At 67.7% G+C, this 21,478-nt stretch carries 20 protein-coding genes; 13 read left to right on the plus strand and 7 right to left on the minus strand.

The features are described from left to right. Positions 1 to 164 precede the first annotated feature (164 nt). The 4 genes from FN976_RS20765 to FN976_RS20780 all read left to right on the plus strand — a co-directional run bounded on the left by FN976_RS20765 (position 165) and on the right by FN976_RS20780 (position 4,364). The gene (locus tag FN976_RS20765) at positions 165 to 749 is read left to right on the plus strand and encodes a hypothetical protein (RefSeq protein ID WP_145894986.1); all 585 of its coding nucleotides are present in this window, start codon (positions 165 to 167) and stop codon (positions 747 to 749) included. A gap of 224 nt (positions 750 to 973) precedes the next feature. After that, positions 974 to 2,092, plus strand: coding sequence for a 3-deoxy-7-phosphoheptulonate synthase (locus tag FN976_RS20770; protein WP_145894987.1), 1,119 nt, complete (start codon positions 974 to 976; stop codon positions 2,090 to 2,092). A 103-nt stretch (positions 2,093 to 2,195) separates the two neighbouring features. Then, complete coding sequence (locus FN976_RS20775) at positions 2,196 to 3,218, plus strand: hypothetical protein (RefSeq protein WP_145894988.1); 1,023 nt, start codon at positions 2,196 to 2,198, stop codon at positions 3,216 to 3,218. A 114-nt stretch (positions 3,219 to 3,332) separates the two neighbouring features. Beyond that, complete coding sequence (locus tag FN976_RS20780) at positions 3,333 to 4,364, plus strand: hypothetical protein (protein ID WP_145894989.1); 1,032 nt, start codon at positions 3,333 to 3,335, stop codon at positions 4,362 to 4,364. On the opposite strand, the gene mpl is transcribed toward FN976_RS20780, so the two are convergent. Together mpl and FN976_RS20790 are read right to left on the minus strand one after the other, a co-directional pair. Further along, positions 4,361 to 5,740, minus strand: a complete 1,380-nt coding sequence (gene mpl / locus FN976_RS20785; RefSeq protein WP_145894990.1) for a UDP-N-acetylmuramate:L-alanyl-gamma-D-glutamyl-meso-diaminopimelate ligase — start codon at positions 5,738 to 5,740, stop codon at positions 4,361 to 4,363. The two genes, FN976_RS20780 and mpl, sit on opposite strands and share 4 nt — an antisense overlap. A gap of 47 nt (positions 5,741 to 5,787) precedes the next feature. After that, positions 5,788 to 7,416 carry a long-chain fatty acid--CoA ligase gene (locus tag FN976_RS20790; RefSeq protein ID WP_145894991.1) on the minus strand — a complete coding sequence of 543 codons (1,629 nt, stop codon included), beginning with the start codon at positions 7,414 to 7,416 and terminating at the stop codon, positions 5,788 to 5,790. Positions 7,417 to 7,492: 76 nt separating this feature from the next. Here FN976_RS20790 and FN976_RS20795 point away from each other — a divergent pair, with 76 nt between their 5' ends. From FN976_RS20795 to FN976_RS20825, 7 genes are all read left to right on the plus strand, one after another. Next, on the plus strand, positions 7,493 to 8,089 hold the full coding sequence (locus FN976_RS20795; protein WP_145894992.1) for a hypothetical protein: 597 nt from the start codon (positions 7,493 to 7,495) through the stop codon (positions 8,087 to 8,089). A gap of 30 nt (positions 8,090 to 8,119) precedes the next feature. Then, positions 8,120 to 8,623, plus strand: a complete 504-nt coding sequence (locus FN976_RS20800; RefSeq protein WP_145894993.1) for a TlpA family protein disulfide reductase — start codon at positions 8,120 to 8,122, stop codon at positions 8,621 to 8,623. 125 nt (positions 8,624 to 8,748) lie between these two features. Continuing rightward, entirely contained in the window at positions 8,749 to 9,213 is a 465-nt protein-coding gene (gene accB / locus FN976_RS20805; protein ID WP_145894994.1) for an acetyl-CoA carboxylase biotin carboxyl carrier protein, read from the plus strand. Between the two features lie 10 nt (positions 9,214 to 9,223). Beyond that, positions 9,224 to 10,573 (plus strand): acetyl-CoA carboxylase biotin carboxylase subunit, encoded by a 1,350-nt coding sequence (gene accC, locus FN976_RS20810; RefSeq protein ID WP_145894995.1) that lies wholly within the window; start codon positions 9,224 to 9,226, stop codon positions 10,571 to 10,573. Beyond that, positions 10,573 to 11,454 (plus strand): 50S ribosomal protein L11 methyltransferase, encoded by an 882-nt coding sequence (gene prmA / locus FN976_RS20815; protein WP_145894996.1) that lies wholly within the window; start codon positions 10,573 to 10,575, stop codon positions 11,452 to 11,454. Before accC ends, prmA begins: the two co-directional genes overlap by 1 nt. Positions 11,455 to 11,476: 22 nt before the next feature. Beyond that, positions 11,477 to 12,499 carry a DUF3426 domain-containing protein gene (locus FN976_RS28970; protein WP_186511058.1) on the plus strand — a complete coding sequence of 341 codons (1,023 nt, stop codon included), beginning with the start codon at positions 11,477 to 11,479 and terminating at the stop codon, positions 12,497 to 12,499. A gap of 28 nt (positions 12,500 to 12,527) precedes the next feature. Beyond that, entirely contained in the window at positions 12,528 to 13,421 is an 894-nt protein-coding gene (locus tag FN976_RS20825) for a carbohydrate kinase family protein (RefSeq protein WP_145894997.1), read from the plus strand. Positions 13,422 to 13,446: 25 nt separating this feature from the next. On the opposite strand, the gene FN976_RS20830 is transcribed toward FN976_RS20825, so the two are convergent. Next, positions 13,447 to 14,217 (minus strand): SDR family oxidoreductase, encoded by a 771-nt coding sequence (locus FN976_RS20830; protein WP_145894998.1) that lies wholly within the window; start codon positions 14,215 to 14,217, stop codon positions 13,447 to 13,449. 117 nt (positions 14,218 to 14,334) lie between these two features. Between FN976_RS20830 and FN976_RS20835 the strand changes: the two genes are divergently transcribed. Beyond that, positions 14,335 to 15,777: an MBL fold metallo-hydrolase gene (locus FN976_RS20835; protein ID WP_145894999.1), complete on the plus strand. Its 1,443-nt coding sequence runs from the start codon at positions 14,335 to 14,337 to the stop codon at positions 15,775 to 15,777. Between the two features lie 11 nt (positions 15,778 to 15,788). Continuing rightward, positions 15,789 to 17,459 (plus strand): magnesium transporter CorA family protein, encoded by a 1,671-nt coding sequence (locus FN976_RS20840; protein WP_145895000.1) that lies wholly within the window; start codon positions 15,789 to 15,791, stop codon positions 17,457 to 17,459. Between the two features lie 4 nt (positions 17,460 to 17,463). Here FN976_RS20840 and FN976_RS20845 read toward each other — a convergent pair whose 3' ends face one another. The 4 genes from FN976_RS20845 to FN976_RS20860 all read right to left on the minus strand — a co-directional run bounded on the left by FN976_RS20845 (position 17,464) and on the right by FN976_RS20860 (position 21,477). Next, on the minus strand, positions 17,464 to 18,414 hold the full coding sequence (locus tag FN976_RS20845; RefSeq protein ID WP_145895001.1) for a branched-chain amino acid ABC transporter permease: 951 nt from the start codon (positions 18,412 to 18,414) through the stop codon (positions 17,464 to 17,466). A 184-nt stretch (positions 18,415 to 18,598) separates the two neighbouring features. Beyond that, complete coding sequence (locus tag FN976_RS20850; RefSeq protein WP_145895002.1) at positions 18,599 to 19,483, minus strand: branched-chain amino acid ABC transporter permease; 885 nt, start codon at positions 19,481 to 19,483, stop codon at positions 18,599 to 18,601. A gap of 50 nt (positions 19,484 to 19,533) precedes the next feature. Then, positions 19,534 to 20,727, minus strand: a complete 1,194-nt coding sequence (locus tag FN976_RS20855; RefSeq protein WP_145895003.1) for an ABC transporter substrate-binding protein — start codon at positions 20,725 to 20,727, stop codon at positions 19,534 to 19,536. A 42-nt stretch (positions 20,728 to 20,769) separates the two neighbouring features. Then, entirely contained in the window at positions 20,770 to 21,477 is a 708-nt protein-coding gene (locus FN976_RS20860; protein ID WP_145895004.1) for an ABC transporter ATP-binding protein, read from the minus strand. Between the last annotated feature and the right edge of the window lies 1 nt (position 21,478).

The raw sequence follows: 21,478 nt of genomic DNA on the forward strand, positions 1-21,478 counted from the left end.
GAGAACAGGGCTCATGCGTCGTTCCGGTCACGGGTCAAGACGGCCAGTCTTGACCCGCGCCCGCGCCTAGCCTGAGCCCTGTTCTCGGCCCAACGCAGGCCCGTTTCTCTGCCGCCCAGGCTCCTAGCCAATCTCCGGCGGCCCTGGGATACTGGCGGCGTCGTATGTCGTCGCCCTCCACCGTCCCGCCGTCCCGCCTGCCGCTCGACCCGGCGACGCACCTGCCCAGCATCCACACGTTTGGCGAGCTGAGCCAGTTCCTGCGCAGCGCCGTCGCCGACGAAGACAGCCGGCAGTTTTCCGAAGGCATGACGCTGCTGGCGACCCACATCGAGGCGATCGTCGCGTGCCTGCGGCTGGACCGCAGCAGGGCGGCCGTGGCGCCGCTCCTGATGGACTTCCTCACGGTCCTGCGTGACCACCGCACCATGGTGGTCGGCCTAGGGCTCGAATGGCGCGGCCTCTACGAGTACGCCTCGTACCTGCAGGCGCTGAACAATTTCCGGGTGCTGATCGGCCAGTGGCTGCTGCAGGGCGATGCCCGGGGCGCGCAGCTCCAGCTGGCGGCCGAGGATTTCGAGCTGGTGGCCTGGCGCACGCTCGGCGAAGGCCTGCTGCTGATCGACATGTACGAGCAGCTGGTCCGCGATCCGCTCGATGGTGAGTTCGTCGTCACCCAGCCCTTCACCCGCGAGGAGGGGCCGCAAGTCGAGCGCGCCTTGCAATGGTGGAAAAAGTTGCGGCTATGAGACACGCTCATGCTGCGGCGCAGCGAGCGCCTCAGGCCGTGTGCTACATTGCACCTATGCATTGCGTCGCGTCTTTCTTTTTTGGCTATTTTTGGTTCTCAAGCGCCCCCGGCGGAAGAGAGATCTGAGCGTACCCAGAAGAAACGCAAGACCCTCGAACAAACCGCCGGAACCCCCGGCGGTTTTTCTTTTTGGGCCCCTGAAACCGAGCACGAGGACAGTCCATGACCGCCAAGACCCCCGCCAGCGAGACCTGGTATGCGCATCCCATCGACAAGACCGGCCAGACCGATGACGAACGCATCAAGGACATCACCGTGCTCCCTCCGCCCGAACACCTGATCCGCTTCTTCCCCATCCAGGGGACGCCCGTCGAGACCCTGATCGGCCGCACCCGGCGGTCCATCCACGACATCATGGCCGGCAGCGACGACCGCATGCTGGTCGTCATCGGCCCGTGCTCGATCCACGACCCCAACGCCGCGCTGGATTACGCGCGCCGCCTGAAGGAGGCGCGAGACAAATACGCCGACACGCTGGAAGTGGTGATGCGCGTGTACTTCGAGAAACCCCGGACCACCGTCGGCTGGAAGGGCCTCATCAACGACCCGTACCTCGACGAGAGCTTCCGCATCGACGAGGGGTTGCGCATCGCGCGCCAGCTGCTGATCGAGATCAACCGCATCGGCCTGCCGGCCGGCAGCGAGTTCCTGGACGTGATCTCGCCGCAGTACATCGGCGACCTGATCGCATGGGGCGCCATCGGCGCGCGCACCACCGAAAGCCAGGTGCACCGCGAGCTTGCCTCCGGCCTGTCCGCGCCGATCGGGTTCAAGAACGGCACGGACGGCAACATCAAGATCGCCACCGACGCGATCCAGGCCGCAGCCCGCCCGCACCACTTCCTGTCCGTGCACAAGAACGGGCAGGTCGCGATCGTCCAGACCCACGGCAACAAGGACTGCCACGTCATCCTGCGCGGCGGCAAGGCGCCGAATTACGACGCCGCCAGCGTGGGCGCCGCCTGTGCCGAGCTCGAAGCCGCCAAGCTGCCGGCCACGCTGATGGTGGATTGCAGCCATGCCAACAGCAGCAAGCAGCACGAAAGGCAGGTGGATGTGGCACGCGACATCGCGGCGCAGGTCGCCGCAGGCTCGCGCAGCGTGTTCGGCGTGATGATCGAGAGCCATCTCACCGGGGGCGCCCAGAAATTCAGCCCCGGCAAGGACGATCCGAAGGCCCTGGAATACGGCAAGAGCATCACCGACGCCTGCATCGGCTGGGGCGATTCGCTGGAGGTCCTGGACGTCCTGTCGAACGCGGTTCGGGCCCGGCGCCGCTAGTCGGAAGCTGGCCTCAAATCGGTAACAAGTATTTACATGAAGTAACGATCTGTCTATATTTGTGGCGGGTGGGCCGCTGATCGGCCGAGGCAGGACACCAGCCATGAATATTGACCGTCCCACGTTGAGACTGGGAATTGCCGGGTTCGCCGCGGAGCAGCAACAGCAGGTGCAGGCCGCGCTCTCGGCGGCCGAGACCGCGGCTGTCGAATGGAAACTCGGGGGATTCGCGGAGGCGGACGCCTGGTGGCTGCATGGCGGCCGGACGCAGGCATTGCCCACGGGCATCTTGCGGGTCGCCCCGGGGCAGACCGCGGCGCGGGTCGTCCAGCTGACTCTCTCGGATGTCGACCGCCCCCTTGCTGTCTCCCTGCCCATGGCCGGGGGATTCCAGCCGACCTTCTTCTTCCGGCTCGAAGATCCCGCCAGCATGGCGGCGATCCTCAAGAAATTCGGCGCCTGGCTGCAGCCGGCAATGGCCCAGTACGCCCTGGCCGCGAGCATCGTGGAGAACGAGCCGGCCTTGGCGGCGGGCGCGTGGGAGGTCCTGCGGGGCTCCGACCTGATCGCGGTCGTCGATGTGCGCCTGGGCACCGCAGTGGCGCCGCAGGCCACGCCGCTCGACTTTGCCGACGCCACCTGGTGCATCCGTGACCATGGCGAAGCGAACCTGCCACGTGAATTCATCCAGGCCAGCCTGTCGCAGCTGATGTGGCAGTACGCGGCGCGCACCACCCGCGACCTGCTGCCCGCGCACTACCGTGACAAGGCGCTCTTTTTCCGGCGGCCGCCGCGGCTGGCCCAGCGCAAGATGGACGACGCGCACCTGCTGCTGCTGCGCGACCTCGCCGGGCACCCGGGCAGCCGGTTCGAGGAAGTGGGGCAGCGCACCGGCCTCGGCGAATCGACCCTGGCGCGCCACCTGGCCGCGCTCTATCTCGTGGGTTCGATCACCGCGAACCCCAACCGGGCGGCCACCTGGCATTCGCGCCCGGCGGGCGACGCGTCCGACAGCGCGTTGCCAAGCGTGACGCCGTCCGGACTGGACGCGGCCTCCGGCCCGGGCGGACTGACGCCACAGCAGGCGCTGGACCTGACGGTTCCTGCACCACTGTCGCCCGAATAGCACGGTCCCCCCAATTCCTTCGTCCCGGGGATGGCCCCGCGCGGCGAGGGGTTCCATAATCGGCGGCCACCCCAGCCGGGGCGGGCGCATTCCAAATTCAAATGACGGGGCTGCATGTTGGCGGGGGGCGAGGATTTACGCGAGGAGCCGACGCTGTTGCTGGGCGCGACGGGGTTTTCGCCTGCGCAGCGCGAGGCCATCCAGGGGCTGCTCGCGCGCTTGCCTGGCACCGGGCCCGGCTGGTCGCTGGTGCCGTTCTCGGAAGCTGACGGCTGGTGGGTGAATGGCAGCCGCATCAAGCTGCTGCAGGATGGCAACCTCCGCGTCAAGGCCGGCCAGCCGACCGAACATGCGCTGCACCTGGACCTGGCGGAGATCGACCGGCCGGTCGCCTTCTGCGCCCCGCTGGCGGCGCCGGACTTCGAGCCGCTGTGCGTGTTCGACCTCGCCGATGAAGCATCGGTGCTTTCGGCGCTCGCCCATTTCCATGACTGGTTGCGCGTGCTCCGCGCGCAGTTCGCGCTCGGCGCCATGGTGGTCCAGCGCGGGGCCAGCCTGCGCGGCACCGTCCACCACCTCATCCACCAGGGCAATCTGCTGGCCGTGCTCGACTACCGCAACGGCCACGCGGGCATCCATCCCGGGGCGGAGGCGGCCGACCTGTGGGAGGCGGAATGGGACAAGCGGCCGGCGAGCGCCGCCGAGCTGCCGCCCCGCTTCGTGGATTGCACGCCGGCGCAGCTGGTGTGGGCCTATGTGCGGCGCACCCGGCGCGACATGCTGCCGGAACGCTACCGCACGGAGACCATCTACTTCCGCCACGCCCCGCGCGTGCCGCTGCGGTGGCTGCGCGATTCCTTGCTGGCGGTGGTGCGCGAACTGAATTCGTTGCCAGCGTCCTTCCAGGAACTGCGCCAGCGCACCGGCATCTCCGAAGCGGTGCTCGCGCAGGACCTCGGCTGCATGTATTACGCAGGGGCCATCACCACGACGGCCAGCAAGGCCGCGCCCACGGCGGGTGGGCGTGAAGGCGAAGCGTCCACGCCTTCGGAAGTGGGCCCGGCCAGCACCGCGCTCGCGAAGCCGCTCGACGTGACGGTGCCCGCGATGCTGGAGCACAAGCTCCGGCCGCGCGGGGGCAACTAGACGCGGGCGCGCAGCCCCAGGCCTTCCAGCAGCCTGGCATGGATGCCGCCGAAGCCGCCGTTGCTCATGCAAAGCACGTGATCGCCGGGCCGCGCCGCGGCCAGCACCTGTTGCAGCAGCGTGCCGATGTCGGGCGCGATGCGGGCGCGGTCGCCCAGCGGCGCCATCGAATCAGCCGGATCCCAGCCCAGGCCGCCGGCGTGGCAGAACGCCAGGTCCGCCTGTTCCAGGCTCCAGGGCAGCTGGGCCTTCATCGTTCCCAGCTTCATCGTGTTGCTGCGCGGCTCGAACACCGCCAGGATGCGCGCGGGGCCGACCTGGCGGCGCAGGCCATCGATGGTGGTCCTGAGGGCGGTGGGGTGGTGCGCGAAGTCGTCGTAGACAGTGACGCCCCCCGCCACGCCCAGCACTTCCATGCGGCGCTTCACATTGCGGAAATCGGCCAGCGCCTGAGCGGCGCGGGCGGGCGCCACCCCCACGTGCTGGGCCGCCGCGATGGCCGCCAGTGCGTTCAGCTGGTTGTGCACGCCGCCGATGTCCCAGTCGACCCGGCCGGCGGGCCGGCCGTTCTCCAGCACCTGGAACGACCCAGGTTCCCCTTCCGCGCTGAAGTCGCTGACGGCCGCGCCGAAGCTGCGCACTTCGCTCCAGCACCCCAGGTGCAGCACCCGTGCCAGGCTCTCCTCCAGCCCGTTGACCACGACGCGGCCCTGTGAGGGCACGATGCGCACCAGGTGATGGAACTGGCGCTCGATCGCGGCCAGGTCATCGAAGATGTCGGCGTGGTCGAACTCGAGGTTGTTGAGGATGGCCGTGCGCGGGCGGTAGTGCACGAACTTGCTGCGCTTGTCGAAAAACGCCGTGTCGTACTCGTCGGCCTCGATCACGAAGGCCTGCCCCTGCCCGAGCCGGGCGGACACACCGAAATTCAGGGGCACGCCGCCCACCAGGAAGCCCGGCTGGAGTCCTGCCTGCTCCAGGATCCACGCGAGCATGGAAGTCGTCGTCGTCTTGCCGTGGGTGCCGGCGACCGCCAGCACGTGGCGTCCGTGCAGCACATGTTCGGCCAGCCATTGCGGCCCGCTGGTGTATTTCAGTCCCTGGTGGAGAATGGCTTCCATGAGCGGATAGCGCGGCGTGCCGTCCGCCTGCCGGGCGCGCGACACGACGTTGCCGACCACCCAGAGATCAGGGGCCAGCGCGAGCTGCTCCGTGCCGAAGCCCTCGATGAGTTCGATGCCGAGCGAGCGCAGCTGGTCGCTCATGGGCGGATAGACCCCGGCGTCGCAGCCGGTGACCTGGTGGCCCGCTTCGCGCGCGAGCGCCGCCAGGCCGCCCATGAAAGTGCCGCAGATGCCGAGGATGTGAATGTGCATGGGCCGGAATTATCCCGGCCCCGTGTAACCGCCCGCTGGTGCGCGCGTTACCGGGGGTAGCGTTCGCGCAGCTTGAGCTTCCAGAACTTGCCGGTGGACGTGCGCGGCACCGCGTCGATGAATTCGTAGCGTTCCGGCAATTGCCACTTGGCGAAGCTGTGCTTCAGCAGGTGCGCATTCAGGTCAGCGGGCTGCGCCGCTGCCCCTTTCTTCCACACCACGCAGGCGAGCGGGCGCTCGCTCCATTTCTCGTCGGGGATCGCGATCACCGCGGCCTCCGCGACCGCTGGATGCGCCATCAGCGCGTTCTCCAGGTCGACCGAGCTGATCCATTCGCCGCCGGACTTGATGAGGTCCTTGGTGCGGTCGGTGATGCGCACGAAGCCGAGGTTGTCCACGCTGGCGACGTCGCCGGTGCGGAGCCAGCCGTCTTCGGTGAATTTGCCGGGGTCCAGCGGGACCTCGTGGTAGCTGCCGGTGATGAAAGGGCCGCGCACCTGGATTTCGCCCACGCTCTTGCCGTCCCAGGGCAGCTCGCCTTCGTCGCCCCACACGCGCAGGTCCACCAGGGGCACCGGGACGCCGGCCATCGCCGCGCGGCGGTATTTCTCATCGTCGCTCTCTCCCTGCAGCTCGGCGCGCGGATAGGAGATCGTGCAGACCGGCGAGGTTTCCGTCATGCCCCAGCCCTGTTCGATCCAGATCCCGTGCCGGTCGAAGGCGCGGATCAGCGATTCCGGCACGGCCGCGCCGCCCACCAGCGACCGCATGCCGCGCGGCAGCTTCCAGCGGCCGGCGTTGGGTGAGCCCGGCTGCTGCGCGGCATCGAAGGCCTGGATCAGGCTCATCCAGATCGTGGGCACGCCCAGCGACAGGGTCGGTGGCTCCAGCTGCATCAGGTCCAGCAGGTCGTCGGGGTGCAGGTGCGGGCCTGGGAAGACCAGCTTCACGCCCATCATCACAGCGCCGTACGGCATGCCCCAGCTGTTGGCATGGAACATGGGCGTCACCGGCATCACGACGTCGGTGCCGCGCAGGCCCCAGAAGTCGCCCAGGCTGGCGACCAGCGTGTGCAGCACGGTGGAACGGTGGGAGTAGGCGACGCCCTTGGGCCGGCCCGTGGTCCCGGACGTGTAGCACATGGCCACGGGGTCGTTCTCGTCGTGCGGCGCGTAGGTGAAGCCAGCCGGGTCGGCGGCGGCCAGCAGGGCTTCATAGTCGGCGAATTCCGCGGGCACGGCGCTGCCGGAGAACGGAAAGACGATCACCTTCTCGAACGCATGCAGGTGCGCCAACTGCTTGTAGAGCGGCAGCAGCACGTCGTCGATCACCAGGAAGCGGTCGCTCGCATCGCCGGCGATCCAGCCGATCTCGTCGGGCGAGAGCCGCAGGTTGAGCGTGTGCATCACGCCGCCGGCCGCGGGAATGCCGAAGTAGCATTCCAGGTGCGCATGGTGGTTCCAGCAAAGGGTGGCGACGCGGTCGCCCTTGCGCAGCCCCAGCTTCTGCAAGGCCGATCCCAGTGCACGGGTGCGGCGGTGGAATTCGCCATAGGTGTGCCGGCGCAGCGACTTGTCCGGCAGGCGCGAGACGATTTCGTTGCCGGCGAAGATCCGGCCCGCGCGGTCCAGCAAATGGTTGAGCGACAGGGCGCCCTCCATCATCGTGCTCTTCATTCGATGTCTCCTTCGATGTCTCCTTCGATGGCACTGTACGGCCTGCGGCCGCCCGCCGGCAATGCAGAATGCCGGGATGGACAGTGTGCAGTCGGAAATCGCCGCGGCAGCCGCGCGGCTGGTGGTGGAAGAGGGGCTCGAATACGGGCCGGCCAAGCGGCGCGCCGTCAAGCAGCTGGGCCTGCCTGCCCGGGCGGCCTTGCCGGACAACGATGCGCTGGAAGACGCGGTGAAGGAGTACATCGCCCTGTTCCATGCCGAGACCCAGCCGGGGGAACTGGCGGCGCTGCGCGCATTGGCCCTGACCTGGATGGAGCGGCTGGAGGGTTTCCGGCCGCACCTGGCCGGCGCGGTCTGGCATGGGACGGCCACCCGGCTCTCGGACATCCATCTCCAGCTGTTCTGCGACGACCCGAAATCCGCGGAGATCGCCTTGATCGACCACGGCGTGCAATACACCCCCCGAACGGTCAACGGCTTGCATGGGGATCCGGTGGAGGCGCTGAGCGTGAGCAGCATGAGCCCGGAACTGGGCGAGCACGTCGGGGTGCACCTGCTCATTTACGACCATGACGACCTGCGCGGCGCCCTGCGTCCGGATGCGAAGGGGCGTTCGCCGCGCGGTGACCTGGCGGCGGTGCGCCGGTTGATCGAGGAAGGCGGCCATGACTGACGGCGCAAACTCGCCGGTCGCCGGCGCTGGTTGACGGGCGCGGTCGCCGCGGGCGCGGTGGCCGCCGGAGCAGGTGTCGCCTGGTGGCGGCTGCAGCCGGGTGCCGCCGACGACGCGGCGGTGCAGGCCCTGTGGGCCTTGAGTTTCCAGACCCCTCAGGGCACGGCGCTGCCGCTCGCCGCGATGCGAGGGCGTCCCCTGCTGATGAATTTCTGGGCGACGTGGTGCCCCCCTTGTGTCGAGGAGATGCCTCTTCTCGATGGCTTCTTCCGGCAACATTCGCCAAAAGGTTGGCAAGTCGTCGGCCTGGCGATCGACCAGCCGAGCGCCGTCCGCACTTTCCTGGCGCGTCGACCGGTGACTTTCCCGATCGGGATGGCCGGGCTGGAAGGCACGGAGCTCACCAAGCAGCTGGGAAACCTGACGGGCGGCTTGCCCTTCACCGTGGTCTTCGGCCCGGACGGCGCCGTGCGCCAGCGTAGAATGGGCCGGGTCTCCGAAGCCGATCTGGCAGCCTGGGCGCAGGCCTCCTGAGGCGCCACCGCAGCCGGGCCGCTCGCGGCAGTTCGAAAAAATAAGAGAGATTTCGAGCTTTTAGAAAGAAGTAACCGAATTTTGCTGTAAATTCGCGTCCTCTTTCAGAACGATCGGAGACGCCCATGGACCTGCGCAAACTCAAGACCCTGATCGACCTGGTGTCCGAGTCCAACGTCTCGGAGCTGGAGATCACCGAGGCCGAAGGCAAGGTGCGCATTGTCAAAGGCGGCGGGCCGGTTGTCCATGCGGCGCAGGCGCCCATGGCCCAGGCCACCCAGGCTGCATTGGCCCCGGCGCCGGTCGGCAGCGCCCCGGCCGCCTCGGCTCCCGTGGCCGCCCCGGCGGCGCCCAGCGGGCACATCGTGAAGTCGCCCATGGTTGGCACTTTCTACCGCGCCTCCGCCCCGGGGGCCAAGGCCTTCGTCGAGATCGGCAGCCAGGTCAAGGAAGGCGACACCATCTGCATCATCGAGGCGATGAAGATCCTGAACGAGATCGAGACGGACAAGGGCGGCACCATCACCCAGATCCTGTGCGAGAACGGCCAGGCGGTGGAATACGGCCAACCGCTGTTCGTGGTCGAATAAAGCGCGACCCATGTTCAAGAAAATCCTGGTCGCCAACCGCGGGGAGATCGCCCTGCGCATCCAGCGCGCCTGCCGTGAACTCGGGGTCAAGGCCGTCATGGTCTATTCCGAGGCCGACCGCGAAGCCAAGTACGTGAAGCTGGCCGAGGAAGCCGTCTGCATCGGCCCGGCACCTTCGCCCCAAAGTTACCTGAACATGCCGGCGATCATTTCGGCCGCCGAAGTCACGGACGCCGAAGCGATTCACCCCGGATACGGCTTCCTGTCGGAGAACGCCGATTTCGCGGAGCGGGTGGAAAAGAGCGGGTTCCAGTTCATCGGTCCGACCCCCGAGAACATCCGCACCATGGGCGACAAGGTGTCGGCCAAGCAGGCGATGATCAAGGCGGGTGTGCCCTGCGTGCCCGGTTCGGAAGGCGAGCTGCCGGACAACCCGGCCGAAGTGCGCCGCATCGCGAAACAGGTCGGCTACCCCGTCATCATCAAGGCGGCCGGCGGCGGCGGCGGGCGCGGCATGCGTGTCGTCCACACCGAGGCCGCCCTGGTCAACGCGGTGCAGATGACCAAGGCGGAAGCCCAGGCTGCGTTCGGCAACCCGGCGGTCTACATGGAGAAATTCCTGCAGAACCCGCGGCACGTCGAGATCCAGATCATGGCGGACAAGCACAAGAACGCCGTGTACCTGGGCGAGCGCGACTGCTCCATGCAGCGGCGGCACCAGAAAGTGATCGAGGAGGCGCCGGCGCCGGGCATCCCGCGCAAGCTGATCGAGAAGATCGGCGAGCGCTGCACCGCCGCCTGCAAGAAGCTGGGCTATCGTGGCGCCGGCACGTTCGAGTTCCTCTACGAGAACGGCGAGTTCTATTTCATCGAGATGAACACGCGGGTGCAGGTGGAGCACCCGGTGACCGAACTGATCACCGGCGTCGACATCGTGCGCACGCAGATCATGGTGGCGGCTGGCGAGAAGCTGCCCTTCGCGCAGCGTGACATCGTGCTGCGCGGCCACGCCATCGAGTGCCGGGTGAACGCCGAGGATCCGTACAAGTTCACGCCGTCGCCCGGGCGCATCACCTTGTGGCATGCCCCCGGCGGCCCGGGGGTCCGGGTGGACTCCCACGTCTACAACAACTACTTCGTGCCTCCGAACTACGACTCGATGATCGGCAAGATCATCGTGCACGGCGACACGCGCGCGCAGGCGATGGCGCGCATGCGCACGGCACTGGCCGAGACGGTGGTGGAAGGCATCAACACCAACATCGCACTGCATCGCGAACTGATGGTGGACGCGAAGTTCATGGACGGCGGGACCAACATCCACTATCTCGAGGAGTGGTTGTCCCACCACAAACGCTGATGTTCGACCTGCGCTTGCTGTGCCCCGAGGATCGCGTCGAAGACGTGAGCGAGGCGCTGGAAGCGCTGGAGGCGCTGAGCGTCTCGGTCGAAGACGCCGACGCGCAGACCCCGGCGGAGCAGGCCCTTTTCGGCGAACCCGGCATGCCCCCGCCGAAAGGCGGTTGGCAGCGCTCGCTGGTCGTCGCCTTGTTCGGTGAACTGGCCCAGGCCGAGGAGGGCGCCCGACTGCTGGCGCCGCAGGATTTCTTCGTCGACTGCCGATTGCTGGGCATCACGCCCGTGCCCGAGGAAGATTGGGTGCGGCTGACCCAGTCGCAGTTCGAGCCGGTCGAGATCACGCCCTCGTTCTGGATCGTCCCGAGCTGGCACGAACCACCGGCGCAGGCCAGCCAGGTGATCCGCCTGGACCCCGGCCTGGCCTTCGGCACCGGCACCCACCCGACCACCCGCATGTGCCTGCGCTGGATCGCCGGCCGGGCGCCCGGCGGGGAGCGCGTGCTGGACTACGGTTGCGGCTCTGGCATCCTGGCCATCGCCGCCGCGAAGTTCGGCGCGACCGAGGTCGATGCGGTCGACATCGACGAGGCGGCCGTCAAGTCGGCCGCGCACAACGCCGAGGCCAACACCGTCCGGATTCGCACAGGCCTGCCGGACCAGGCCAGGGGCAGCTACCAGGTGGTGCTGGCCAACATCCTGGCGTCGCCCCTGAAAGTGCTGGCGCCGCTGTTGTGCGGCCATGTCGGCCCCGGCGGCGATCTGGTGCTTGCGGGAATCCTCGCGCGGCAAGCCGAAGAACTGCAGGCCGCCTACGCGCCCTACGTCCGCCTCAGCGTGCGCGACGAGGAGGACGGCTGGATCCTCATGACGGCCAGGCGGTGAGAATTACTACAATCTGCGGCTCATGAGCCTCATCACCAGCTGTCCGGCCTGCGGCACGATGTTCCGCGTGGTCCCCGACCAGCTGAGGATCTCCGAGGGCTGGGTGCGCTGCGGCCATTGCGCCGAGATCTTCGACGCGACCGCGCACATGGCGGACCACCTTTCGCCCGAGGTTCGAGAGGCTCTCCCGACCCAGCCGGGCGAGTTGCCCGAGGACTGGGACATTCCTCTTTCCGCTCCGCCGGCGGCAGGTCCGGTACCGCCGAAGACGCCGGCGGCGCTCGATTTCGCGAACATCACCGCGAGCCGTCCCACGGGTTTCGCCCGATCGGCGCCCGCGGCAGCCGTCGCCGCAACCGAAGGGCCGGAGAGCGAGCCGCTGGAAGCCTCCCCCCTCGACGCGCCCTTTGTGTTCCGCCGCTCGGACCTCGATCACTCGGATCCGGTCCCTTCCGTCTCGCCACCGATCGCGCCGCGCGCGCGAGAGAGCAGGCCGGCGTCGCTGGCCGAGCCGGCCGACATCGACCAGGTCTCCTTCGTCCGCCAGGCTCGGCGGCGTGCCTTCTGGCGGCGCCCAGGCGTCCGCCTCAGCCTCATGTTCCTCAGCCTGGTTCTCGCGTTCGCACTGGTGTTGCAGCTGGCCTACCAGGACCGCGACCGCCTCGCGGTGGCGCAGCCTCAGCTCAAACCTTGGCTGGAGCAGATGTGCGAATGGATGCAGTGCCGGCTGGGCCCCTCGCGCCAGATCGAGGCGATCGTGATCGAGAGCTCTTCGTTCAACAAGCTGCGCAGCGACGCCTACCGGCTCAGCTTCACCCTGCGCAACACCGCGGCCGTCGAAGTCGCGACGCCGGCCATGGAGCTCACGCTCACGGATGCGCAGGATCAGCCGCTGATGCGACGGGTGCTCACTCCCGAGGAACTCGGTGCCAAGGGTCGCGTCATCGACGCCGCCTCCGACTGGACGGGCGCGGTCGGCCTCACGGTCGCCCCTGGCGCTCCCGCGCGCATCGCGGGCTACCGCCTGCTCGCTTTCTATCCCTGATTCCCTCCACCTCATCCTCCAGGACGTCATGCCCGCTGTCATTTGTGGTTCCCTTGCCTTCGACACCATCATGGGTTTCGAAGGCCGCTTCGCCGAACAGATCCTGCCCGACCAGCTGCACATCCTGAATGTGTCCTTCCTGGTGCCGGCGCTCAGGCGCGACTTCGGCGGCTGCGCCGGCAACATCGCCTACAGCCTCAAGCAATTGGGCGGCACGCCGCTGCCCATGGGCGCGGTGGGTACCGACGGCGCGGACTACCTGGCGCGCCTGCGGGCGCTCGGCATCAGCACCGAATTCGTGCTCGAGGTGGAAGACACCTACACCGCGCAGGCGATGATCATGACGGACCGGGACAACAACCAGATCACCGCGTTCCACCCCGGCGCCATGATGCAGGCGCATCGCAATCGCATCGCGGCGCGCGCGGACATCAAGCTGGGCATGATCTCGCCCGATGGCCGCGACGCGATGCTGCAGCACGCCGAGCAGTTCCACGCGGCCGGCATCCCGTTCGTGTTCGACCCGGGGCAAGGCCTGCCGATGTTCGACGGCAAGGAGCTGGCCGCCTTTGTCGAAAAGGCCACCTGGGTGACCGTGAACGACTACGAGGGCAAGATGCTGTGCGACCGCACGGGCTGGGACAGCGCGGAGATCTCGCGCCGCACCCAGGGGCTGGTCGTCACGCTCGGCGGCGACGGCTGCGAGGTCTGGATCGGCGGCGAGAAGACGCTCGTGCCGCCGGTCAAGGCCGCGGCGGTGGTGGACCCGACGGGATGCGGCGACGCCTGGCGCGGCGCGCTGCTGCATGGCCTGGAGCAGGGCTGGAGTCTGCCGAAGTGCGCCGAACTGGGCAACCGCGTGGGGGCGATCAAGATCGCCAGCCGCGGGCCGCAGAACTACTCGCTGGCCAGCCTGGCCTGACGCGGTCGGCGGTGGCGCGCGTGCGTCACCCGCGCGCGTGCGTCACGCCGCCGTCGACGACGATCGTCTCGCCGACCACGAAGTCGCCTGAGCGCGCCGCGAGGAAGATCGCCGCGCCCGACATGTCCTCCTCGGTGCCGATGCGGCCCACGGGCACGTGGCCGGCCACCTCGTCGGCGTGGTCGCGCGCCGCCTTGTTCATGTCCGAGGCGAAAGGCCCGGGGGCGATGCCGCTCACCACGATGTTGTCCTGCGCGAGGCGCAATGCCATGCGCTTGGTCAGGTGGATCAGGCCCGCCTTGCTCGCCGCGTAGGAATAGGTCTCCCACGGGTTGACGGAGATCCCGTCGATGGAGGCGATGTTGATCACCTTCGCCGGGCGTCCCTTGCTCGCGGCGCGCTTCAGCAGGTCGTGCAGCGCCTGCGTCAGGAAGAAGGGCGCCTTCACGTTCAGGTCCATCACCTTGTCCCAGCCGGTCTCCGGAAAAGTCTCGAAGGACTCGCCCCAGGCGGCGCCGGCGTTGTTCACCAGGATGTCGAGCGAGCCTTCGCGCTCGGCGATGGCCGCGGCCAGGGTGCGGGCGCCTTCCAGGCTGGAGACGTCGATCGGCAAAGAAACGCAGGTACCCAGCGCGGACAGTTCGGCGGCGGTCGCGTCGCAAGCAGCCGCCTTGCGCGCCGAGATGTACACCTTGGCGCCCTGGCGCAGGAAGCCGGCCGCGATCATGCGGCCGATGCCACGCGAGCCGCCGGTGACGAGGGCGACGCGGCCCTGCAGCGAGAAGAGTTCGTTCATGAGACAGTCCTTGGGAATTCACCGGCAGGTTAGCGCCCGCCGCCCGCCCCGCCAATCACCTGCATGACAGCGGCGCCGCCGCGGGCTACCATGCGCCCACAACGACAGGAGATGGCGATGACACGGTATTCCAGACTGCTGGCGGTGCTTCCGCTGGCCCTTCTCGCGGCTTGCGCCCACCAGGCGATGGATGCCCAGGCCGTGTTGCGTGGCGCCGAACAGGCGATGGGCGGCACCAACCTGAAGACGCTGCGCTACGCCGGCAGCGGGATGGGCGCATCGTTTGGCCAGGCCTGGGTGCCGGGGGAAGCATGGCCCCGACTGAACATCACCGGCTCGCGAATCGTCGACTACGAGAACGGCGCCTTGCGCGAGGAGGGCGCCCGCAGCCGCTCCGAACCCAACGGTGGCGGCGCCGTGCCCCTCATGGGCACCGGCGAGCAGCGCACCACCGGGCTCTTGCGCGGCACCCATGCCTGGAACCTGGTCGGCCCGGCACCCGTGCCGGCGCCACTGGCCGTCGATGCCCGCATCCATGACCTGTGGACCACGCCGCATGGGGTGCTCAAGGCCGCCATGAAGAATTCGCCCAGCGCGCGCAGCGAAGGCGGCAAGACGGTCGTGAGTTTCACCGAGCCGGGCCGCTTCAAGGCCAGGGTCTGGGTCGGCGCCGACGGACTCGTCGAGCGCGTCGATTCGGTCCAGCCGAACGCCGTGATGGGCGACACCGAGGTCAGCACCATCTATTCGGGTTACCGCGACCATGGCGGCGTCAAGTTCCCGGGGCGCATCCAGCAGACGCAGGGCGGCTTCCCGGTGCTCGACATGAACGTGACGGAGGTCCAGCCCAACGCGCCGGCGCCCATCGAATTGCCGGCCCTGGTGCCGGCCTTCGCCGAGCGCGCCGTGTCCGAGAAGGTCGCCGACGGCGTCTGGCACATCGCGGGCGGCTCGCACAACAGCGTGCTGATCGAGATGCGGGACCACCTGATCCTGGTCGAGACGCCGCTGTATGACGGGCGGTCCCTGGCGGTCATTGCCGAAGCGCGGCGGCTCGTGCCGGGCAAGCCGATCCGCTATGCCGTCAATTCGCACCACCACTTCGATCACGCGGGTGGCTTGCGCACGGCCGTGTCCGAAGGCATCACGCTCGTCACCAGCGAACAGGCCAAGCCGTGGTACGAGAAGACGTTCGCCAACCCGAACAGCATCAACCCGGACGCGTTGCAACGCTCCGGCCGCAAGGCCAGCGTCGTCGGGGTGGCGGGCATGCGCGACATCGGCGACGCGAGCCGGCCGGTGATCGTCCATTCGATCGACTCGAGCATCCACGCCCAGGGCTTCAACATGGTCTGGCTGCCGCGCGAACGCCTGCTGATCGAAGCCGATGCATTCACCCCCGGCGCTCCCGGCGCCGCGCCGCCGACGCCACCGAACCTGAATCACGTGAACCTGTGGCAGAACATCCAGCGCCTGCGGCTGGACGTCGACCGCATCCTGCCGCTGCACGGGCGCGTGGTGCCGCTGGCGGAACTGCGCACGGCGGTCGGCGCCCGCTGAGGGCTGCCTGAATGGAGCGCGACGTTTCCGCTGCGGGCGAAACGGCGCAAGCCGGCCCCGGCCTCGTCCAGCAGTTTCGCCAGGTGCTGCTGTGGCCCTTGCGCCTGATGCCGGTGGAGGGCAGCCGCAAGTCGGCCTGGGAGATCCTGCGCGACATGGGCGAAGCGTCGCCCTGGCGAGAGGTCGTGGACGAATACAGCGGCGCCGCCGGCACCTTCCACGAGCGCCACTATCACGAGTTCGTGGCGTTCCTGCCGTTCGTCCAGCGATTCCTCTACGGCGAGGGGCGCGCGCGCCGCACCGGCGGCGATGGCGGCTCGCCGATGCGCGTGTTCCGCCGCCGCGACATCCACGCCGTGCGCACCATCGCGCGCCCCGGCGAGGCGCCGATCACGCTGGACATCGTCCACGCCGACCTGTACTTCTTCTTCGATGTCGACCTGGTGATGCTGAATCTCGAAGTCAGCGCCGCCGGTTTGAGCCTGGCCGAGGCCCAGGAAGTGCTGTACCGGTTCGGGCGCGGCTATCCGGGCGGCTGGGACGACCATGGCCAGCCGCTGCACTGCATGTCCAGCGTCGAATGGCTCGCGGCCGACGGCGCGGTGCTGGCGCGCTCCGACGCGCAGCAAAGCGAACTGTTCCTCGCCCACGTTTGCGAGCACCGCGCCCCGAGGATCGCGTCGCATTGGGCCTTCATGCTGCAGCCGCTGGTGAGCGACCATTCCACCGAGGCCGGGCTGCTGCGGTTCCGGCAGATCGAGTACTACCGCATGCCCGTGATGGGCTACCTGGCCCTGGAACGGCCGCTGGCCCTGCGCCGCGCGGACTTCGCGCGACTGGCGCTCGTCACGGGGGCGCAGCAGGGCGACCCGGAAGCGCTGCCGTATGCCGAGGATTACCTCGGGCACTTCGAGCAGCGCTTCTGCTATGACAGGTTCTGGGCGCCCGGCGGCGCCGCGCCCAATACGCGTTACCTTTGCAGCGGCCATTCACTGCTGGTGGTCGGCCAGGCGGAGTCGCAATTCTTCGGCTGCCGCGACCGTGGCGTGCTGGCGCAGTTCCGGCACCAGCACTTCATGCTGTTCCTGATCGCGCACTTCCAGAAGGCCGCCTTGCTGATGTTCTCGGACCGCCTGGTGCAGGCGCTCAACGACCTCGAACCGACGAGCCCGCCGAGCGTGCGCCGCTTCAAGCGCGCCATCCGCGCCAGCTTCGAAGGCTTCCTGCGTTTCACGCACCGCTACTGGTTCCACGAGATCTCGGAGCAGGCGCACGTGCGCGCCCTCTGGCACATGTGCGTGAAGCACCTGGGAACCGATGGCCTGTACGTCGAGGTCAAGGAACGCGTCGCCGACATGAACAGCTTCCTCGATGCCGACTCGCTGCGCCGGCAGGCCAACACGGTCGTGCGCCTCACGGTGGTGACGATCCTGGGCCTGATCGGCACGGTCACCACGGGTTTCCTGGGCATGAACCTGATCTCGGAGGCCGATGCCAACCCGTTCACCAAGCTGGCCTACTTCGCGGTGGTCTTCGTGCCGACGATCGCGCTCACGTTCTACACGATCGCCAAGTCGAAGCGCCTTTCGGACTTCCTCGATGCGATCTCGGAGGAGGACCTGAGCTTCCGGCAAAAGGCCGCCTCACTGGCGGCGGTGTGGGGCCGCCGGCAGGAGGAGTGAATCTTCAGTGGGCCGACCCTGCGCGCGCCGAACGCCGGTCGCGCCAGGCGAGCAGCTCGCCGACGATGCCCTTGCGGAAGGCCAGCACGCACAGCACGAAGATGACGCCGATGATCACGGTGACCCAGGCGCCCACCTTGTCGGCCAGCAGGTTCTGCAGCGCGATCACGATGCCGGCGCCCAGCACCGGCCCAAAGAAGGTGCCGACGCCGCCGAGCAGGCTCATCAGGATCACCTCGCCCGACATCGACCAGTGCACGTCCGACAGCGTGGCGAAGCCCATCACCAGCGTCTTCAGCGAGCCAGCCAGGCCGGACAGCGCCGCGGACAGCACGAAAGCCAGCAGCTTGTACTTGTCGACCTCGTAGCCCAGGGAGATCGCGCGCGGTTCGTTCTCGCGGATCATCTTGAGCACTTGGCCATAGGGCGAGGTGACAATGCGCGAGATGCCCATGAAGCAGGCAACGAAGATCGCCAGCACCACGTAATACATGGTGGTGTCCGACGCGAGCGGCAGCATGCCCAGCAGGTTGCCGCGCGGCACGCCCTGCAGGCCGTCTTCGCCGCCGGTGAAGGGCGCCTGCAGGCAGATGAAGAAGACCATCTGCGCCAGTGCCAGCGTGATCATCGCGAAGTAGATGCCCTGGCGGCGGATCGCGACCAACCCGAACACCAGCCCCAGGAAAGCCGCGACGACGACGCCGGCCAGGATGCCGAGTTCCGGCGTCCAGCCCTGGGCCTTGATGAACCAGCCGGTGACGTAAGCAGAAAAGCCGAAGAAGGCGGCGTGGCCGAAGGACAGCAGGCCGGTGAACCCGAGCAGCAGGTTGAAGGCGCAGGCGAACAGGCCGAAGCACAGCAGCTTCATCACGAACACCGGATACAGCCCGATCAGCGGTGCAATGAGCGCAAGGCCCAGCAGGCTTAGATAGGTGAGGCGCAGCCCTTTGTTCATGGGTCTATTTTGCGCTCCGGACGCCGCAGGTGAAGACTCGGTCATGGGGATGGCCGCGGTAGAGTGGGTCATTGCGTTTCTCCGTGGGGTGCGTGCCATTCGTGGGCCACCGCGGAACCGGCTTTGCCGGGCCGCTGGTGGCGCCCCCTTGAGGGGGAGGCGCCGAAGGCGCTTCGGGGGGGAGTCATGTTTCCTTGCCGAACAGGCCTGCGGGGCGGATGATCAGCACGATCACCATCACGACGAAGACCACCACGCTGGAGGCTTCGGGGTAGAACACACGCGTCATGCCTTCGATGACGCCCAGGCCCAGGCCGGTGATCACCGATCCGAGGATCGAGCCCATGCCGCCGATCACGACGACGGCGAACACCACGATGATCAGGTTGGAGCCCATCAGCGGCGTCACCTGGATGATGGGCGCGGCCAGCACGCCGGCCAGCGCGGCCAGGGCGGCACCGGCGCCATAGGTGAGCATCACCATCAATGGCACGTTGACACCGAAGGCCTGGACCAGCTTCGCGTTCTCGGTGCCGGCCCGCAGGTAGGCGCCGAGCCGCGTCCGCTCGATGAGGAACCAGGTGCCCAGGCAGACCAGCAACGAGGCCACCACCACGAAGGCGCGGTAGTTCGGCAGGATCATGAAGCCGAGGTTGGTGGCGCCCGACAGCAGCTCCGGGACCGGGTAGGACTGCCCCGAGACGCCGTACTGCTCGCGCAGCACGCCTTCGAAGATCAGTGACAGGCCGAAAGTGAGCAGCAGGCCGTACAGCGGATCGAGACCGTACAGGTGCTTGAGGAAGCCGCGCTCGATGGCGACGCCGAGGGCGCCGACGACCAGGGGGGCCAGGATGAGCGCGAACCAGAAATTGATGCCGAACTTGTCCAGCATGATCCAGGCGGCGAACGCGCCCAGCATGTACAGCGCGCCGTGCGCGAAATTCACGATGTCGAGCAGGCCGAAGATCACCGCGAGCCCCAGGCTGAGCATCGCGTAGAAAGCACCGTTGACCAGGCCCAGCATCAGCTGGCCCAGGAACGCCTGGTGCGGAATCCCGAAGATCTCCATGACTTACCCCAAGTTCAAGTCGCAGCCGGCGCAAGCCGGCTGCTTTTCACTTATTTTTTGATGAGCGAGCACTTCGAGTCGGCCAGCGTCGTGAACGCCTGGTCGCCCGGCACCTTGGCCACGGTCTTGTAGTAGTCCCAAGGCGTGGTGGACTCCTTGGCGCCCTTGACCTGGAACAGGTACATGTCGTGGATCATGCGGCCGTCGGCGCGGATCTTGCCCTTGCTGTAGAAGTCGTTCGCGCCGGTCTTCTTCATCTCCGCCATCACCTTGTCGGCGTCGGTCGAGCCCACCGCCTTGACGGCGTTCAGGTACGTCATGGTCGCGGAGTAGTCGGCGGCCTGCAGGCTGGAGGGCATGCGCTTGTACTTGTCGAAGAAGCGCTTGGCGAACTTGCGCGAGGCGTCGTCCTGGTTCCAGTACCAGCTGTCGGCGAGCTGCAGGCCTTCGGTGTTGGCCAGGCCGAGCGAGTGCACGTCGTTGATGAACACCAGCAGGCCGGCGACCTTCATCGTCTTGTTGATGCCGAATTCCTTGGCCGCCTTCATGGCGTTGGTGAAGTCACCGCCGGCGTTGGCCAGCGCCAGGATCTGGGCCTTGGAGCCTTGCGCCTGCAGCAGGAACGAGGAGAAGTCGGAAGCGTTCAGCGGGTGGCGCACGGTGCCGGCCACGGTGCCGCCGTTGGCCTTGACCACGTTGGAGGCGTCACTTTCCAGCGAGTGGCCGAACGCGTAGTCGGCGGTCAGGAAGTACCAGTTCTTGTTGCCGGCCTTCACCAGCGCATTGCCCGCCACCTTGGCCAGGGCCACGGTGTCGTAGGCGTAGTGCACGGTGTAGGGCGAGCAGTCTTCATTGGTCAGGCGGGCGGAGCCGGCGCCGATGACCATGAACGGACGCTTCTTCTCCGCCGCGACCTTGGACATCGCCAGCGCGGTGCCGGAGCTCGTGCCGCCGACCAGCATCTGCAGGTCTTCCTTGTCCATCCACTCACGCGCCTTGGAGCTGGCGACGTCGGCCTTGTTCTGGTGGTCGGCGGTCAGCACTTCGACGTTGCGGCCGAGCACCTTGCCACCGAAGTCCTGCACGGCCCACTTGATCATTTCACCGCCGGCGGGGCCGTCGATGTCGGCGTACAGGCTGGACATGTCGGTGATGAAGCCGATCTTGACGGGGCCCGACTGGGCCACGGCGGCGGCACTGCCGAAGCCGACGGCCAGGGCGGCGACGAGGGTCTTGAGTTTCATAGCGGTCTCCTTGGAAAAAATGGCGTGAATGAAAGTGCCGGCCTAGACGCCCAGGAATTCCTGGAGCATGGCCATGTTCTCTTGAAGCTGACTCTGGGTGAATTCCTTGACGATCTTCCCGTGCTCCATCACGTAGAAGCGGTCGGCCAGCGGCGCGGCGAAGCGGAAGTTCTGCTCGACCAGGATCACGGTGTAGCCCTTGGCCTTGAGCGTGCGGATCATCTCCGCGAGCTTCTGCACGATGACCGGGGCGAGCCCTTCGGAAATTTCGTCGAGCAGCAGCAGCCGGGCGCCCGTGCGCAGGATGCGGGCGACGGCGAGCATCTGCTGCTCGCCGCCCGACAGACGCGTGCCCGGGCTGGACGCGCGTTCCTTCAGGTTCGGGAACATGCCGTAGATCTCGGCCACGCTCATGCCGCCTTCGGCGATGGTCGGCGGCAGCATGAGGTTCTCTTCGGCCGACAGGCTGGCGAAGATGCCACGTTCCTCGGGGCAGTAACCCAGGCCCAGGCGCGCGATCTTGTGCGGCGCCAGCTTGATGGCCTCCTGGCCCTTGATGCGGATGGAGCCGGTGCGTGAACCCGTCAGGCCGACGATGGCGCGCATCGTGGTGGTGCGGCCCGCGCCGTTGCGGCCGAGGATGGAGACCACCTCGCCTTCGTTGACCGTCAGGTTGACGCCGTGCAGCACATGCGATTCGCCGTACCAGGCGTGCAGGTTGTCGATCTTCAGGAATTCGTTCGCGGCCATG

Source organism: Caenimonas sedimenti, from assembly GCF_007833165.1.
GTDB classification, from domain to species: Bacteria; Pseudomonadota; Gammaproteobacteria; order Burkholderiales; family Burkholderiaceae_C; genus Ramlibacter; species Ramlibacter sedimenti.